At 63.3% G+C, this 16392-nt stretch carries 17 protein-coding genes; 6 read left to right on the plus strand and 11 right to left on the minus strand.

Going from position 1 to position 16392, the window contains the following annotated elements:
- Positions 1–20 precede the first annotated feature (20 nt).
- The 3 genes from QWI33_RS24500 to QWI33_RS24510 form a co-directional block, all read right to left on the minus strand.
- Positions 21–269: a hypothetical protein gene (locus tag QWI33_RS24500; RefSeq protein ID WP_289957817.1), complete on the minus strand. Its 249-nt coding sequence runs from the start codon at positions 267–269 to the stop codon at positions 21–23.
- Positions 266–403: a hypothetical protein gene (locus QWI33_RS24505; protein WP_289957816.1), complete on the minus strand. Its 138-nt coding sequence runs from the start codon at positions 401–403 to the stop codon at positions 266–268. Before QWI33_RS24505 ends, QWI33_RS24500 begins: the two co-directional genes overlap by 4 nt.
- A gap of 354 nt (positions 404–757) precedes the next feature.
- Positions 758–1153 carry a hypothetical protein gene (locus QWI33_RS24510; RefSeq protein ID WP_289957815.1) on the minus strand — a complete coding sequence of 132 codons (396 nt, stop codon included), beginning with the start codon at positions 1151–1153 and terminating at the stop codon, positions 758–760.
- A gap of 166 nt (positions 1154–1319) precedes the next feature.
- Here QWI33_RS24510 and QWI33_RS24515 point away from each other — a divergent pair, with 166 nt between their 5' ends.
- Positions 1320–2477 (plus strand): hypothetical protein, encoded by a 1158-nt coding sequence (locus QWI33_RS24515; RefSeq protein WP_289957813.1) that lies wholly within the window; start codon positions 1320–1322, stop codon positions 2475–2477.
- 187 nt (positions 2478–2664) lie between these two features.
- On the opposite strand, the gene QWI33_RS29480 is transcribed toward QWI33_RS24515, so the two are convergent.
- Positions 2665–3570 carry a flavoprotein gene (locus QWI33_RS29480; RefSeq protein ID WP_353895473.1) on the minus strand — a complete coding sequence of 302 codons (906 nt, stop codon included), beginning with the start codon at positions 3568–3570 and terminating at the stop codon, positions 2665–2667.
- On the minus strand, positions 3567–4955 hold the full coding sequence (locus QWI33_RS24520; protein ID WP_289957812.1) for a helix-turn-helix domain-containing protein: 1389 nt from the start codon (positions 4953–4955) through the stop codon (positions 3567–3569). The genes QWI33_RS29480 and QWI33_RS24520 overlap by 4 nt, the downstream gene beginning before the upstream one ends.
- 359 nt (positions 4956–5314) lie before the next feature.
- On the opposite strand from QWI33_RS24520, the gene QWI33_RS24525 reads away from it, so the two are divergent.
- Together QWI33_RS24525 and QWI33_RS24530 are read left to right on the plus strand one after the other, a co-directional pair.
- The gene (locus QWI33_RS24525; protein ID WP_289957811.1) at positions 5315–5638 is read left to right on the plus strand and encodes a hypothetical protein; all 324 of its coding nucleotides are present in this window, start codon (positions 5315–5317) and stop codon (positions 5636–5638) included.
- The gene (locus tag QWI33_RS24530; RefSeq protein WP_289957810.1) at positions 5635–5928 is read left to right on the plus strand and encodes a hypothetical protein; all 294 of its coding nucleotides are present in this window, start codon (positions 5635–5637) and stop codon (positions 5926–5928) included. Before QWI33_RS24525 ends, QWI33_RS24530 begins: the two co-directional genes overlap by 4 nt.
- A gap of 212 nt (positions 5929–6140) precedes the next feature.
- On the opposite strand, the gene QWI33_RS24535 is transcribed toward QWI33_RS24530, so the two are convergent.
- Entirely contained in the window at positions 6141–6956 is an 816-nt protein-coding gene (locus QWI33_RS24535; protein WP_289957809.1) for an ATP cone domain-containing protein, read from the minus strand.
- Positions 6957–7561: 605 nt separating this feature from the next.
- Here QWI33_RS24535 and QWI33_RS29485 point away from each other — a divergent pair.
- Genes QWI33_RS29485 through QWI33_RS24545 form a run of 3 tightly spaced genes read left to right on the plus strand, consistent with a single transcriptional unit; the run spans position 7562 to position 9629 of the window.
- The gene (locus QWI33_RS29485) at positions 7562–7888 is read left to right on the plus strand and encodes a 2OG-Fe(II) oxygenase (protein WP_353895552.1); all 327 of its coding nucleotides are present in this window, start codon (positions 7562–7564) and stop codon (positions 7886–7888) included.
- Between the two features lie 51 nt (positions 7889–7939).
- Positions 7940–8689, plus strand: a complete 750-nt coding sequence (locus QWI33_RS24540) for an SDR family NAD(P)-dependent oxidoreductase (protein ID WP_289957808.1) — start codon at positions 7940–7942, stop codon at positions 8687–8689.
- 49 nt (positions 8690–8738) lie between these two features.
- On the plus strand, positions 8739–9629 hold the full coding sequence (locus tag QWI33_RS24545; protein WP_289957807.1) for a hypothetical protein: 891 nt from the start codon (positions 8739–8741) through the stop codon (positions 9627–9629).
- A 37-nt stretch (positions 9630–9666) separates the two neighbouring features.
- On the opposite strand, the gene QWI33_RS24550 is transcribed toward QWI33_RS24545, so the two are convergent.
- From QWI33_RS24550 to manA, 5 genes are all read right to left on the minus strand, one after another.
- Complete coding sequence (locus tag QWI33_RS24550; protein WP_289957806.1) at positions 9667–10533, minus strand: PD-(D/E)XK nuclease domain-containing protein; 867 nt, start codon at positions 10531–10533, stop codon at positions 9667–9669.
- A gap of 134 nt (positions 10534–10667) precedes the next feature.
- Positions 10668–11114 (minus strand): hypothetical protein, encoded by a 447-nt coding sequence (locus QWI33_RS24555; protein WP_289957805.1) that lies wholly within the window; start codon positions 11112–11114, stop codon positions 10668–10670.
- A 249-nt stretch (positions 11115–11363) separates the two neighbouring features.
- Positions 11364–12482 carry a sulfite oxidase gene (locus QWI33_RS24560; RefSeq protein WP_289957804.1) on the minus strand — a complete coding sequence of 373 codons (1119 nt, stop codon included), beginning with the start codon at positions 12480–12482 and terminating at the stop codon, positions 11364–11366.
- 82 nt (positions 12483–12564) lie between these two features.
- Positions 12565–15099 (minus strand): glycoside hydrolase family 2 protein, encoded by a 2535-nt coding sequence (locus QWI33_RS24565; RefSeq protein WP_289957803.1) that lies wholly within the window; start codon positions 15097–15099, stop codon positions 12565–12567.
- The gene (gene manA, locus QWI33_RS24570; protein ID WP_289957802.1) at positions 15096–16328 is read right to left on the minus strand and encodes a mannose-6-phosphate isomerase, class I; all 1233 of its coding nucleotides are present in this window, start codon (positions 16326–16328) and stop codon (positions 15096–15098) included. The genes QWI33_RS24565 and manA overlap by 4 nt, the downstream gene beginning before the upstream one ends.
- Between the last annotated feature and the right edge of the window lie 64 nt (positions 16329–16392).

Raw genomic sequence — 16392 nt, forward strand, 5'->3', positions numbered from 1 at the left:
GCCGGAGATGGAAGGACGAGTTACGTGATGTCCCCGAACTTGTCCCGCTGCGCCTTGATGGCCTCGTCCCGCATCAGGTTTCGCGCCCGCCAGAACGCGAGGTGAACCCGCTGCGATTGCTCTAGCGCCTGCCACCGTTCCTCGAGGACGGCTTCACGAGCACCAAGCTCGCGCTCCCTCTCCTCGTGCCAGTACTGGTGCAGGATCCATCCGTCTACGACACCGCCGAGAATGAGGATGAGGACCAGCACCACGATGAAGGTGGTCACGGGTGACCGACCTCGTTCGCGACGGCGATGGCGAAGGCATCGACGATGGCCTTGTACCGGGCTTCGCCCAGCGGCGCGGCCTGGATGTACAGGGCCTCTTCGTTGCTCAGCGCCGCCGTGCTGGCGAGCGCCACATGGGCGACGAGAGCGCGGCCATCGACGCGGGCAGCCCGCACGACGGCGGCGCCCTGCTCACGGTCTACTTCACGCGCGACCTCCCTCTTGAGGCGGGAGGTCTGCCCGTCTCCGCGTAGCGACGCAAGGGCGTCACCGAGGCGTGGACTCAGCTCTGACATTTCTTGCTCCTCTCGTTTGAGTGCGTGATTCCTTTATCCACGCCTCTTTAAGGAGCGTCAAAAATGTCCCTGGTATGTCCCTGTACCACCTGCAAAGACAGTCGTAGGACAGGTGGAGGACAGCAAATCGACGGTCCGAGGACAAGAGAAAGCCCGCTCGATGAGCGGGCAGGCTGGCCTGTGGCTTGTGAACTAGTGATTCGGTGCGGTCGTCTTGCTTTGTGAGTCGTACGTGATCCGCTCGAACCAATACGGCTCAAGGATTCGATGATCGAAACCATCCTCGCCGAAGACGGAATCCACGGTTCGGGGAATGATGCGGCCCTGTCCGGCGACGTAGTACAAGAGCTCGGGGTCCCCAGCCCACGCCTCGGTGATTGCGATGATGGTCTCCAGGAACATCTCCCGGCTGCCGCAGCAGATGCGCAGACCCTCGCCCTCAGTCAGCCATGCGGCGATGTAGTCGGCGAGACATAGGTCGCCGGTGATCCTGGCGTCGAGAGAGCCGTCCTCGTTGAGCCCAAGACCGTCGAATCCGACGACGAAGTCTTGAAACGACTGGGCTGCGGCTTCACCTAGATTTCTCACTGCGGCCTCCTTTGACGTAGAAGGCCAGCCTGTACTTACTTATGCCTGATTAGGGTATTTATGTCAAGGTGACCGTTATCTGAATTGGCACGAGGTTGCTCTAGCCAGGAGGACCGTCCGTGAGGTATTGATTACCTCAGGCACGTACTCAAAGGAGCTTCGGGGGATGTCTGTAGACGGACAAGCCGCAGACCGTGAACCAACCGCTGTCGACAACCTGCGCGGTCTCGCAGCTGTCGGCGTCACTCCAACTTCGCTACACGGGTGTCAGGCGCTCGCCAAGGTCATTCTGGATGAGCTTGGCGTGTCTGCGATCGTGGTACCGGAGCATGGCCTGACGGGTTGGCAGGCAACGCTTGTCAGGGAGGTGCTCACCCAGGTGATTGGTGAGCAACAAGAGACGGCGTTCAACCGGCGCGCCGACATACGTAAGTCGCGCCAGAGCTTGGACGACTGCTTCAAGGTTGCGGCAGCCGGTGAGCTACTGGGGATCTCAGACGAAGATCGCTTCATCCAATTGAGGACGCACCTTGAAATGCAGAACGCCACATGGCGATGGTCAGAGCTGATCGAGAAGGACGACAACCAGGGCGAACGCAACCATCGACGACTGCGAGCGTCACTGTGGCTGGCGGCAGCCTCGGCGAAAACTGGGGAGCGTCGCGAGGACGAGTGTGTCCTTGCGCTGTTGTCTGCGGTCAAGGTCTACGTGGCACGCCCTGAAGTCCGGGAGACGCTGAGCTCAAGGTATGCGCGCCACTGGGAAGCCCAACCTGCACCGGTCCAGCCGCCGCCTCCCGAAGTACCGACCCCGATGCCCCCGCCGGCTGCGTCACCTTCGAACTTGGCGCGGTCGTCTGGTTGGCCGAAAAATCGAGTCGTCATTACCGCCTTGATCTTGGCCCTCGCGGTGGGACTCTCCGCATTCGCGGGCAAGTTGCTGGCGGACAGCGCTAGCTCAGACACCGGTTCTGAGACTCCCGGCGAAGGGGATGACTCAGCGGTCGTGCCAGCTTCGACCCAGTACGAGGTCGCCTACACCTACGGCGTAGGAGCGATCACCAACGCCGGACCTTCACGGGATGCCGTGCCGGGTGAAGCGCTGCCGGAGGGTGAGGACCTCAACATCGTTTGCCAGGAGCGCAACGGAGAGGTCATGACCGCAGAGGAGTTCGCAGATGGTGAGGTGTCACCTCGGTACGACGAGGACTGGCCAGTCTGGAACAAGCTCGATAATGGCTACTGGATTCCAGACATCTTCGTGAACACCCCGAAGGTGCCGGGTGATGATCCGCCAGAAAGGATCGCACTCTGCGAGGATTAGCTTCGGCCTACTGTCGAACACCCCAGGGGTAATGAAATGAATCGCCCAATTTCTCGGAGCGTCATGGTAGTGGAATTGCCTTTACGAAGACGAGTAGGTGGAGATATCCAGGAGATTTTCACCTTGGCGTCAGGCCATTCGTCGGGATCCCAACTTATTGAAACTCGGACGCTTGCTCCGGGCTCGATCAGAGCAACAACAGGAATTTTTCCAGCACGAGCGAGAGGATGACCTTTTTGCTCTTCGGTTGCCTTCGCCTCGCAATTGATTCCTGTGAGTGAAACTTGAAACGCCCTCCCGTCGCCAACGTTGTTGAGTCTTCCGAGGATTGTCGGCTTCTCTCCGCGTCGGATACTTTCCTCGTCAGCCGAGACAGCCTCCCCATGGATGATCCAGTCGGGTTCGGGCCGCTCCCTCCTACGAAGCCAGAGCACCCATGACGTCGAGATCGCGGTGGCGATAGTGGCTGCAGCGGTCGTCGCAGTCCAAAAGAGCATCCAGAACTGAGTTGGGTCCTCCATGTGCTTGTCCTCCGTGGCTGCAGGTATGGGGTTTCTGACAAGTGCGTGCGTTCTAACGAACCGATCCGCTCAAGGGCTGCTTGCCATGGAAAGCTCGTGATCTGCTCTCCACCTTGCTTCGGCTCATGCGGCTCGATCCCAAGTACCGCAACACCTTCGTCGTTCAGCGCAGTCACGGCACGTTGATACGGCGCCCTCCCGGCGAGTGCCGAGTTCACGAACGGCACCACCACCATGGGCACACCGAGTCCAATGCACTCCGAAGCGATGTCCAGCGCGTAGGTGTCCGCAATCCCGGCCCCCAACTTGCAGATCGTGTTAGCCGACGCGGGAGCTATCACCACTGCATCAGCTGGAGGTCGCCCCCGGCGCGGCGTACCTGGCCGGCGGTGCTCCGAAATCACCAGGTTGCCTGAAGCCTCCTCGAGCGCCTGGACGTCCACGAACCCGCGCCCCGCGGGCGTCGTGATCACGTGGCAGTCCCAGCCCTTAGCCTTCGCGGCCGCGATGAACTCACCTGCGTGCGGCGCGGGACCAGCGCCGCAGACGATCAGGTAGACGACCCTGCTCATACGGTCGCCAACTTCTTGGCGAACTCACGGGCGTGAGAGCGAATCGAGGGAGGTGCCGCGCCCTCGATCGTTGTCAGCAATTCAGACACACCCTTTCGTACGCGGACCTCCTGCGGGGCAGTGGCTTCGGCGTAGTACAGCGTGTCCATGGCTCGCTCATACCGACCCCACAAGGCGAACGCTCGCGCTACGTCGATTGCCAGGCTCACTTGGCGCTCCACCAAGTTGATCGAGGTCATGTCGATGTCCCGAGCGATCTCGATTGCCCGGCCAGCGTCGCCAAGGGCAATGGCAATACGGACACGGTGCAGGGAGACGTTCACCCGGTTGAATCCCGTGCCGCGCAGGTTGTCCGCGTCATCAAGCTGCGCGCTCGCGACGTCGGCAGCGTCGAGCAGTTCCGAAGACTTCGCTCGCCTGCCGGCGTCCGCGGCGGCCACGGCTCCTCGTAGGAGCAGCGCGCCTTGGACAGAGAGGTTCACCGGAGTTCGAGCCTCGGATTCAAGCAGGCTCGCTTGCTTGGCCGCGAAGTCGGCCGCGACGTCGGCATATCCGGTGCGCAGCAATACGTGGGTGACCGCTCGGGCGCTCGAGGCCACCGCGATCGGGTCGCCCAAGAGGTTCGCCGATGTCATGGAGCGGTCGGCGGCCAGGGTCGCTAGGGTCTGCTCGGAGTGCTTCAACATGACGCCCGCGACGACTTGATACGCGTTGGCCCGCAGGGCCGCCAAGCGATCTGCGTCCGTCGTTTCGCCCTCCGCCAGGTGCAGTTGTTGCACGAGACCCGGCAGCCGTTCGAGCACCTCGCGGTACTTGCAGGCCTGATACTCCCGCTTGGCGAGAGCAAATCCGCCTTCGAGCGCATCCAGAGTTGCGAGGTCACCGGAGTAGGTCGGTGCCGTGTCGAGCACGACGGCGATCAAGTTTGCGAGACCCGGCATGCGGGTGGTCCCCGTGGCGAGCAGCGCAGCCCACGCGCCGGTACTCGCCAAGAACTCTCTGCGGTTCACCTCGGGCTCCTCGGTCATGGACTGGTCAGCTTGCCCCAGCATGCCTCGCAGCCCAGCATGTTTGCCAAGAAGCGGGCCCGCGTTTAGCGGGTTGTCCAGTTCGGCAGTGGCCTTGTCTCTTTGGCCTTCCACGAGCGGCATGGCTCGAACGAAGAAGCCGTCCGAGTGGAGCACCTCATCAAGCTTCTTGGCGATGTCCAACTGGAGCGAGCGCTGACCGAGTTCGAGCTTGCTGATGAGCGAGGTCGACACGGTCGCCCGAGCTGCTAGCTCAGGCTGATCCAACTCGGCCGCAGTCCGGCGGTGGCGGAGCTCGGCACCGACCCAATGGTCGACGCTCCTCCACGGCTCCAGGGTCTTGAGCGGCTTGGGCACGTCGCCTCCTCGACCGGTCGAATTGGACAAGCGGTCCGGACCGGTCTTGTCCCATTGAGATTCTTGATCGTGATCTTGCCGTGTCCCACACTACAGATACGGCCGCCGTCCCGAAAGCCCACTGACGTGGGAAAACGGGCCGATCCGGCCGTGTCTCGCCGCCCGCGCGGCGGGACGGTCGTCTGGACGTCTCAACTGATCCGGCCGTTGTTCGGTCCGATCGACCCAGCGAGTGGACCGGGTAGCGCCGAGACGCCTAGGGCGACTGTTCACAACTTCATACGGGCCGCTGCCCGGATGTGTGAGAGCGACTGGTCAGCGGCCCGCCATTGCAGCGACACCAGAAGGGCGAACCTCTGATGCCAAATACCAGCCTACGAGTAGTTCCACCAACCGAGCAAGATCAACGCGAGCTGCCCGAGGTCCTGGGCGAGTGGACCACCGAGGGCGGCACCACCTTGTCCCTCGTCGGCAAGGCCAGCGGACAGTACGCCTCCATCTGGATGCAGCGCGACGGTGGCATGCCGCGGAAGATCGGACGGGTCGAACATGCCGGAGGTGTCCTCCGCTCGACCCGATGGGAAGAGCTGTGGCGCCAGCAGACGGCCGGCTGGAAGGAAATCCAGCGCAGCAAGGCTGCGGCTATCCTCGCGGACTGGCATGCAGCACGGTCAGACGCATGACGGTCACCGTCGTCCAGTTCGAGATTCCCATCAGCCAGCAGCCTGAGCGGAAACTTCCGTTCTCGGTGGAGCTGGACGAGACAAACGCGGTGGTGCGCTACCGCGCGAAGCTGTGGGCGAGCGAAGCCGACACCGTGCTCTGGATGATCCACGAACGGGGGCGAATCCGAGAGGTTCGCTGGGTTGAGTACTGGCAACGGATGTGGGCTCCGAATATCCGCATCCAGCTGATCGGGAGGGTTCAGCAGCTGTTGATCAAGCAGCTACAAGAGCCGCACCCCGATCCCTGATCTTTCTTCGCGGGCGAACGCCGAGACTCCTCCGGCCGTCGCTCAACCTCTGAGGCGGAGTTCTGGCGCTGCGGTGGGGCAGCCCTCCGACCTTGGATAGTTCGCCGCGCCTCTGAGTGCTGGCGAGAATGCCCGGTCGCATGGGTGGATGCGGCCGGGCATCCGCCTGCTCTCGGCAGCTGTGTTAGAGACACAGAAACCGTGGAGTCTTCTTAATCCTCGACTAGAGGATGGATGTCTAGCCAAAAGTCGTTTAGTGACCTGTATCTCTTGACGGCCGATGCGTAGCGGAGATATGCCAGCTCATTGTGCTGCAAAAGTTCTTTGAGAGCCTCAGCGGCAATCTGGCCCGTGGTCACGAGTACTTGGTTCTTCAGCTCATCCTGTACCACAAACGCTACCCGGCTACCGAGGCTGCGTAGGTCGGCCTCGGTGCCACAACCCTCGGCCGCCCTGACAATGCTTCGAGCGAGCTTATCCGGTTCGAACTTCTCTCTCGTGTCACCCCGCTTTATCACGATCGCGGGTATGCGGTCCGGCTTCGAGACCGTCGGGTTGCCGCGCTCTTCTTGTAGCCAAGTCGCGAGGTCTCGCAGTCGTCTGAACAACTTGTGTTCACTGGAGGGCCCAAGCAGTGCCAGAGCGTAACGCATGCCCACAATGTCCGCGAGCTCACTTTGGTGAAGTTGCTGCAGCACCAGGTCCCCGATGCGGCTGCTTCGAACTGGTACGTTCGGTGCGTCAGGCTGGAGAAGCTCAACAACCCGATTCACATGCTCGTCGATCTCCCCCGAGGAGAGCAAACCTTCAGGATCAGCTCGAGCGATGGACTTGCGGAGTCTCTCCCGAGCAAACGGCTGCGTTGTGCCGTCGCGATAACGCACCTGAATATAGTCAGCAGTGATTCGCTCGGAAGTAGTGAACTTTTGCCCGCATTTGAGACAAATTCGGGCACGAATCACCTCAGCTTTACTCTTCCTTGTTTCCTTCACTCGCGTTTGCGGGCTTCCGCAGTGCGCACAGGTCATGCCACGATCCTAGGGTGCGCCCGAGACGGTGGGTGAGCGAGCGGCGGGGCTATATCAAGATCAACTTAAGCTTTCTCCTAATTAGCCCGCAGATATGGATTCCTGCGCGCCCTACAGACTATCAAGACGATCCGACGCTACATCTGGCCACAAGACACCTTGCGAGAGTGCGGAATTAGTCGGCATACTAACCTGCATTTCGCAAGCTTAGCCGGGAGCCAGATTTGCCCCTCGAAGAGAACTTCACAGACGGAGCCCGCTCGACCTACAGCCCCGTAACCGACCAAATGTTCGTATGGCACACAATCGACGTACGCCCACTCTTGCCCCCCGGATGGGATGCTGAGCTCGTGCAGATTGCCAGGCGTAGCGCGACTTTTAATGAGATCATCCCCGAGTCGGTAACTTCTCGCGAGGACGAACAAACTACGAATCTTGTGCTGGCGACTGTCGATGGCATAAAACTCCAGGAGGAAGCCCCCTGGCTTCTGGCGCTTTATGAATCAGCGTTTCGAGAGCTCGCATGCCGAGTCGCGGGGTCGAGGGTGCACACTGCCTCTGACACACGAATAAAGGTGAATCTGAATCTCCAGGTCGGCACGGAGATGCGATACGAGGCGCACGTAGATTCGAATCCTCTGCAAGGTCTTCTCTACGTCACTGACCACCCCCCGGGGGCGGGTGGCGAGCTTGTCGTAGCCCAGTGTTATGATGCCAGCGGAATCACCCAAATCGAGGAGAATTCGGCACAAATTTACCCGAAGGCTGGATACTTGGTGCTTTTTGATGCACGTAAGCACGCCCACTATGTGAGGTCTCTGCGGTCCTCTGATGCTGTGCGGGTAGTCGCCGCAATGAACTTTTATACACCAGACTCTCCTGAATCTTCTCGACCCACGGATCTTACAAAGCATCTTTTCGGGGACGATTGAATCACGCTCATAATTCCATTACACTGGTTTTATGAATAGGAAAGGAATATCATGAGGAATATCGTTGTATTCGGCGCAGGAAGGCCCGGCTATGGCCAGGCAACTGCTCTTCGGCTTCAGCAAGATGGATACTCGATACAGGGAACATTCGATAACGACTACGCCGACGAAGGGAACGAATTCGCCGCCCAGAATCCGTCGATGAACCTCATCGAGCTTGATCATTCAGACCTCGGTGCCGTCGAAGAATATCTTGCTTCAATCAAGGGACCTCTTGCGGGCCTTGTAGTCGCTGAGTTCTATTTTGCAATGGAGGACCCTAACAACTTCGATCTCGCCCAGTGGAACCGTAGCCTGGCAGTCAATCTCACTCTTCCGAAACTGGCTTTCCACGGCCTGATCGAAAAGTTTGATACCGCGTCATCCACTGTCTTCGTCACGAGCACCGAAGGCTTCATAGGATCGTTCGGCGCACATGCATACGCATCAACTAAGGCGGCAACGCACAACTTGGTCAAATCATTGGCTAACATCGCGGGTGCCAAGCAAGTCCGAGTTAACGCGGTTGCTGCTGGTTGGATCGGTGGAGTGATGGACACCGATGAAGTATTCAACATGTCACGCCGCATCACTCCTCTTGCAAGACTTGGAGAAGCAAAAGAAATTGCGGGGGTTGTTTCCTTCCTCCTCGGCGGCGACTCAAGTTTCGTTAACGGATCGACCGTGACTGCCGACGGCGGGTACTCCGGCGTAGATACGATCTCGAAGTATGAATTCGACCATGAATTCGAGCAGGACTAGCTTTTCCTCGTAGACCTATTGGCCCGTACCCCTCGCCGCTAGGAATGATATGGAAGGTTTCAGCCATCGCCAGTGGATTATCCTTGCGGCAGAAATAACTGCCACAGGGCTTCTAGGGCTGCTCCTGTTTCTCTTGGACGTAAAGGAGCTTGCTCAAATCACGTGGATAATTGGGTCTTTCCAGATCCTAGCGCGATACACACTCGCGCGTTCAGTCCGCGATGATTTGAAGGCTTTCTCCCAGAGAATCGACACGGAACTTGATACTATTCGTGGTCTTGCAAACGTTGTGGACACTACGGCCCATGCAAAGGCAGATTCATTGCGCCAGCTTTGCGACCTGTATTTCCGCACAATTGAACCAGAGTTTATGCGGGTCAAGGATAGGGTAGTTGAGGACGCCCGAATGGAGCTTGATCGGCTTGCTCATCAAAAGCGATCCGGAACGCTTTTCACAGGAGAATACTACAACTGGCTCCTGCCCATCCTACGCACTGCCACTCCGGATTCCGAAATTTGGGCCATATCAATGATGATGGACTGCGAATGGGACGACTCACCTGAAGAGCGTGAGTTCTTGAACCTAAACGTGGACGCAGTGGCTCGAGGCGTGCGGCTGTCGCGTATTTTTGTGTTCCCTCAAGCTGACTACGACAAGGTGCGAGTACTACCACCTGTCGTGCAGCAATGCGGAGCCGGCCCGTTGAGTAATATCCGATATGTGTTCAGGGAGCGTCTTCAACGCCTTGATCCGCAACTTCTGACCCGAGTTGGAGACGGCCTGATTGCAATCGGAAGTCGAGTTGCATTGATCGATGAACACTCTCACGATGGAACTGCTCGCGGATACGTAACGATGAATAATGCCGAGATTTCGCGATGCCGATCTGATTTCGACAATTTGCTGGCATACTCTGACAAGCTTGAACCTCTGCCCTAGGGAAAATATAGTAAAGCCGCAGATTAGCGAGTGCATTTCAGTTTGAAGTGCCGAATCTACCTAAGCGGCCAACGACTGTGCGGATCGGAAAGCGTGCGTCCGCCTGATTCAAGTCTGTTTCGAACGCCGTCGTATTGCCGACTCGATGGGTGGGGTCGTACACGTATATAAAAAGCCCCTTCGCCTCAGGGAACTTCTGGTACTGAACGATATCGACAAGAAGCTCATCGCGGAGCTTTTTAGCTGAGAGTCCTTGGCGAGTCATCTTGACTTCGATGGCGATCCGCTCTTTCTTGAGCCAAAAATCCATCCTATAGCCCGATCCCGCGAAGCTCGGGGCAGACTCTTCGTCGCGAACATCATCAAACTGCCCCTTCAGAATCAAGGACAGCACATCCTGAACGTCATATTCGTTCTTCATAACCCAGGCATCGTGGCGCCGGGTCTGCTCTCGAAGCTCTCTGAATACCTCGGGGAGTCGACGTCCCATCGCTTCAAGCTGACTCAAGGTCTTCTCGGGCCTGAGAACTTGGAAATCGTCGAGCTCCCGAAGTATGTCGCATTGCTCGCGAATCGGGTTAACGAAACGTGCTGGCAGCTGCTCATGCCAGCTTCCAGAAATGCTTTCAAGGCTCTTCTGGGTCCTGCTTACTCCCGGACGTTTATCGATGCCTTCGAGACACCGACGAATCTTTGGAAACATCATCGAACCCGTATATTCAGCGTCAAATCGTTTCCGCTGCTCGTCGCTGAGGTATCTGACCGCCGCAGCCTTCCACGGTGAGTAGAGCTCCCTCAACCGCTTCGAGTCTTCGTCGGGATCTCCGGGCGATTCGACCATCGCCTCGACCTGCACAACGATGCGTTCCGCCTCTTCAAGCAGTTCGGACACGTCCCATTCCATGCTCACGATTCGATAGTACCGAGCAGGGGTTGTCCGTCCGCTCAGAGCTTTGCCTGTTGGAGATCGCTGCCCCAGGGGCAACGGGGAGCAAGAAAGCCCCGGCTCGTCGGAGCCGGGGCTTTCACAGGAGAATCCTAAGCCTCTTTGAGCACCGTGAGTACCAACTGCGCAACCGCCTCATCCATCCGGTAGGAGCGTCCTACCTTCGTGAACGGCTTCTCCTTGACCCCGTGGGTGTTGCGCACTGCAAACCCAAAGGAGGACATGGACCCCGCGTACGTGTATCCCTCAAGGCCCGAGCGGCGCTGCACCACGTCAACGTCCACAGCCGGCGCATACTCGGCGATAATCCCCAGCACCTTCTTCGCGTTGGGCTGGAGGGCCTTGACATAGCGGTTCATCTTGGTCTTCGTCCAGCCGCCAGGGATCGGAGACGGAGTCGGTTCGTCGTCGATGACTGCTTCCTCGTCGTCGGGCTCGATGAACTCCTCGACGGAGCTCAGCCCGTATGCCCGAGCCACCGACAGTGCCACGTCGTAGGCGATGTCCTCTGTTGTGTCGAATTGGATCTGAATCTTCACTATGAACCTCTTAGTGACTATTCAGCGACCACTGTTAGTCGCTGTGATGACCAGTGTATCACTGAGAGGCACTGAGACTCACTATCGTGGACACGGGAAGGCGAAGGGTCCGTGCTCCACGGCACGGACCCTAGGGCCGTTATTGCTGGTCAAGGAGGCGTTGAGCGGTCGGGTCCGGCCTCGAAAGACCCCCGATAAGGTGCACCATCGAGAGGCCCTGAGCATTCGGGGCCTTTTTCGCTGTCCGCGTCAGTCCGGTTCGGCGCAGAGGACCGGGACGCGTTGGACGAGGTTGTTGGCGAAGCCGCCCCGGTTCCAGGGTTGCTCGAGGGGCTGGGTGCGGCCTTCGGCGTCGGTGGCCCGAGCGCACAGGACGTGGCTGCCGGGGGTGGCCGTCCAGGTGACATGCCAATGGCGCCAAGCCCAACGGTGGTCGGTGGGCGGTTCGAGGTTCGCGGGGCTCCAGGTCCGGCCCTCGTCGGTGCTGACGTCCACGGCGATGATGGGCGCCCGGCCGGACCAGGCGCGGCCTTCGAGCAGCACGTCGCCGGGGCTGACGACGCGGGAGCGGGACATGAAGTCGGGGAAGCCGGGCGGGATCATCAGCGCGCGCGGGGCGATCCGGGTGACCGGCGTGCCCTCCTCGTCCGGTTCCTGCCGGAGCCGGTAGGCCACGGTCTGCTGGAAGCCCGTGAACGGCTCCTCGGCGACGGTGATGTCGCGCAGCCATTTGACGTGCGCCATGCCGTACCAGCCGGGGACGACCAGCCGGAGCGGATGCCCGTGCTGCGGCGGCAGCGGCGCGCCGTTCATCGCGTAGGCGACGAGGACCTCGGGCGTGTGGCCAAGGGCCGTGTCCAGCGGGAGGGCGCGCTGGTAGTCCTGCTCGACGCCGCGCTCCACGCCGTGGTCGGCGCCGGTGAAGACCACGTCGACCGCGCCGTCCCGCACGCCGGCCTCACTGAGCAGTGCCCGCAGGGGCACGCCGGTCCAGTCCGCGGTGCCGACCGCTTCGAGCAGCCACGGCTGGCTCACCGGGCGGGGCGAGAGGAGCGCCCGCCCGTTCCCGGCGCACTCCATGGTGACGCGGGTGGTGACCGGATGGTGCGCCCGGAGCTCGGCCATGCCGAGGCACAGCGGGTGTTCCACGTGGCCGCCCACGGTCAGTTCCCAGGACGTGTCGTCGGGGACGTACGGGATGTCGTAGTGGGTGAGGACGTAGTGCATGCCTGGCGGGGTGAGGCTGTAGCGCAGGCCCTCGAGCGGCAGGCCGTGGTTGCGGGCGGCGAGCGAGAGCTCGTCCGGGCCGATGCCCTCGTCGGGCTCGGCCAGCCGTGCGGGTGAGCTGATGTCCTCGAAGCGGACCACGCCTCGATCGTACTGCTCAGGGGCCCGAAAAGGGCCGTGCTCAGCGCAAAGGCCAGGGCCCTCGCGCTGAGCACGCACGCGGTCAGAGCAGGTCGTTGGCGCAGCGGACGGCCGCCGCGAACGCGGCCGGGTCGGCGTCGCCGGTCGCGCTGACGCGGATCTCGGCGGTCTCTCCGGCGCGGAGGGTGACCATGCCGCGGTCGGGCTTCGCGCTCGGGTGGACGGTGTCGGCGAGGCAGTGCGCGTCGCGCACGAGGGAGGTCGCGGTCAGGCGCAGCAGGACCGTGTCGCCCTCGCCGACCGCTTCGACGCGCAGCGGCTTCGGGTCGAGTCGCTGGTCGACGACCTCGGCGGCGTAGCGGAACGCGGGGGCGAACCCGGAGCCGGGCTCGGCGACGGCGACGAGCGCTTCGGACGCCGGGTCGCCGAACGCGGCGACGTCCGCCGGCACCGCGAGCTGGGCGCTGCCGCGTGCGGGGACGCCGACCTGGAGCACGGCCTCGGCGAGCACGGTGCCGTCGAAGGTCTCGCGGGTCAGGGTGAACGCGCCCGCGTAGTCCTCGCCCGTGTCGTTGACGAGCACGAGGGCCAGGTGGTCGGGCGCGGGCTCGGTGCCCTCCCACGCGTTCGCCTGCGCCGCTTCGGAAGCGCGCGGCTGGAGCGTGGCCAGGCGCGGGGCGTAGGCGTCGCGCAGGGCGTGCCACATGGGCTTGCGGTGCTCGTTGAAGTCCACGGCCGCCCAGGAGACGACGGGCCAGTTGTCGTTGAGCTGCCACAGGATCGTGCCCGTGTTGTGCGGGGTGAGCGAGCGGCAGTGCTCGACGCCGAAGCGGATCGCGTGCGCCTGGTTGAGCTGCGTCGTCCAGTGCCAGTCCTGAATGGACTGCGGGTCGGGGAGGTGGCCCTGCCAGCCCCGTTCGAGCTTCGCGTTGCCCAGGTTCGCCTTCTGGTGCACGAGCATCTGCGGCCCGAACGGGTCGAGCGGCTCGTCGTGCACCACGGCGGTGAGGGTCGACCACGCGGGCGGGGCCTGGAACCCGAACTCAGAGAGGAAGCGCGGCTTGTACTCCGCGTACTTCGTGTAGTCCTCGCGGTTCCACACGTCCCAGATGTGCATGGTCCCGTAGCGCTCGTCGTTGGGGTGCCGGTAGTCCCCGAAGGAGTACGGGCTCGCGGGGGAGTACGGGCGGGTCGGGTCGAGCTCGGCCAGGAGGCCCGGCAGGACCTCGCTGTAGTAGGCGTCGCCCCAGCCGCGCTCGTCGACGCGGTGCGCCCACTCCCAGTCGACCGAGCCCCACGTGTTCTCGTTGTTGCCGTTCCAGAGCACGAGCGAGGGGTGGGGGCTGAGCCTCGTGACGTTCTCGCGGACCTCGGCCTCCACTTCGGACCTGGTCTGCGCGTCCTCGCTGTAGGCGGCGCAGGCGAACGGGAAGTCCTGCCAGACGAGCAGGCCGCGCTCGTCGGCGAGGTCGTAGAACGCATCGGCCTCGTAGATCCCGCCGCCCCACACCCGCAGCAGGTTCATGTTGGCGTCCAACGCGTCCGCGAAGCGGCGCGCGTACCGGTCGGCGTCGATCTCGGTGAGGAACGCGTGGTCAGGGATCCAGTTCGCGCCGCGCACGAGGACGCGTTCGCCGTTGACCCGCAGCAGGAACGGCGCGCCGCCCTCGTCGGGGGCGGTGTCGAGTCCGACGGTGCGGAAGCCGACCCGGCCGCGCCAGGCGGCATCGGCGGTGGCGGCTTCGACGCCGTACAGCGGCTGGTCGCCGTAGCCGACCGGCCACCAGCGGCGCACGTCCGGGACCCGCATCTCCACGATCGCCGAGGACGCGCCGGGCGCGACGGTGCCCGTGGCCCGGCGGGTTCCGCCGTCCGGGTCGGTCACCGTCACGGTGACCGGAACGGGCGCGTCGCCTTGGGCGCGTTCGATGTCGACATGCGCGGTGAGGACGCCGTCATGGCCGCCGCCGACGCGCTCGACCACGTCCACGAGGGGACGGACCGCGGCGACGCGGACGCCGGACCAGGATTCGAGGCCGATCGGCTTCCAGATCCCGGCTCCGGCGACGTCGATGCCCCAGTCCCACCCGAACGAGCAGGCCATCTTCCGGATCTGGTTGTACTCGTGGTGGTTCACGCGGGGCAGCGCGCCGTCGCGCTCGGCGCGGGCCTCGGTCTCGGGCACCGGCGCGGCGAACGCCACGGTGAGCGTGTTGGCGCCTTCGCGGAGCGCCTTGCGCACGTCCCAGCGGTAGCCGCGGTGCTGGTTCTCGGTGCGGCCGATCTCGATCCCGTTGAGCGACACGACGGCGACGGTGTCGAGTCCGTGCGCGACGAGGTCGTGGCGGGCCGAGCCGTCGTCGGTCCAGTCGAACGCCGTGGTGAATCGCCAGGCGGTGTCGCCGATCCACTGCTGCGCGGACTCGTTGTCCCCGTCGAACGGGTCGTCGATCAATCCGGCGCGGACCAGATCCAGGTGGGCCTCACCGGGAACGGCGGCCGGGATGCCGTCCGCGAGCGGCGCGGCGACCGCTTCGGGTGCGCCGGCGGCGAGGTCGGCGGCGGTGAGCGTCCAGCCCTCGTGGAGCGCGCGGAAGGTCGAAGGAAGGTCGGTCATCGCTGGTCCTCTTGGTGTTCGGGTGTCAGGTGGTGCCGGGTCGGCGGTGCGGCGACCGTGGCCAGGAAGACCTCGCCGCTGCCGGTGACCGTCACGGGCGACTCCTCCGGCGTGAGGTACCAGGCGGTACCGGGGGCGAAGTCGGTGCCGACGATCCGGCCGCGGCCGCTGGTCGCGAGTGCGATGGCCGGGCCGTCGAGGCGGATCGAGGCGGGCGCGGTGTCGAGGTCGAGCTGGTAGAGCGCGAAGTCGGGCACGTCCGGGCGGAACAGGCGCACTCCGGGCGCGGGGCGCTCGGGGTCGAGCCGCGGGACCGGCAGCGGGTCGCAGTCGAGCACGCGCAGCAGCTCCGGCACGTCGATGTGCTTGGCGGTGAGGCCGCCGCGCAGCACGTTGTCGGAGGCGGCCATGAGTTCGATGCCGACGCCGTCGAGGTAGGCGTGGATGTTCCCGGCCGGCAGGTACAGCGCCTCGCCGCGGTGCAGGCGCACCCGGTTGAGCAGGAGCGACACGGCCGCACCGGGATCGCCGGGGTAGGCGGCGGCGAGGTCGCGGACCGTGGCGAGCGGGGCGGGGCAGTCCGGGACGGTTGCTGCGAGGTGCACGATGCGGGCCACGGCCGGTCCGGCCTCGCCTCCGAGGAGCCACGCGACCGTGGAGCTGTAGCCGTCCTCGAGGTGTTTCGTGAACGCCCGCAGCGGTTCCGGCTCCGGATCGGCTGAGGCGGCGTCGAGTTCGACGATCGTGTCCAGGATCGAGCGGGCCTCGGCGACGGGCCGGAACCCGCACAGCGCGTCGAACGTCTCGCTCACGGCCACGATCAGCTCGGGCTTGTGGAACGGGTCCTTGTAGTTGCGGTCCGGGGCGTCGAGCGCGAGCCCGGCGGCGTTCTCGCGGGCGAAGCCCTCGGCCGCCTGCTCCGGGTTCGGATGGGCCTGGAGCGAGAGCGGGGAGCCGGCCGCGAGCACCTTGAGGAGGAACGGCAGGCGACCCCCGGCGGCGACGTGCGCTCCGAGAGCGCTCCCCGGATCCTGCGCGATCCACTCCCGGAGGTCGACGGCGCCGCCGGTCGCAGCCGGGTCGAGGACGCGCGCGGGCGAACCCGCATGGGCGCCCAGCCACAGCTCGGCTTCGGGGCCGCCCGCGGCCGGGCGGCCGAGCAGTGCCGAGATCCGGCCGACCGCGCCCCACGCGTACGGGCGGGGGCCGTTGTCGATGGGGATGAGCAAAGCCGTTGCCTCTCTTCAGGTTGTTGCGGAGTCGTCGTCAGGTCCGGTGATGCGGTGGCCGCGC

Source organism: Glycomyces tritici (genome assembly GCF_030403505.1).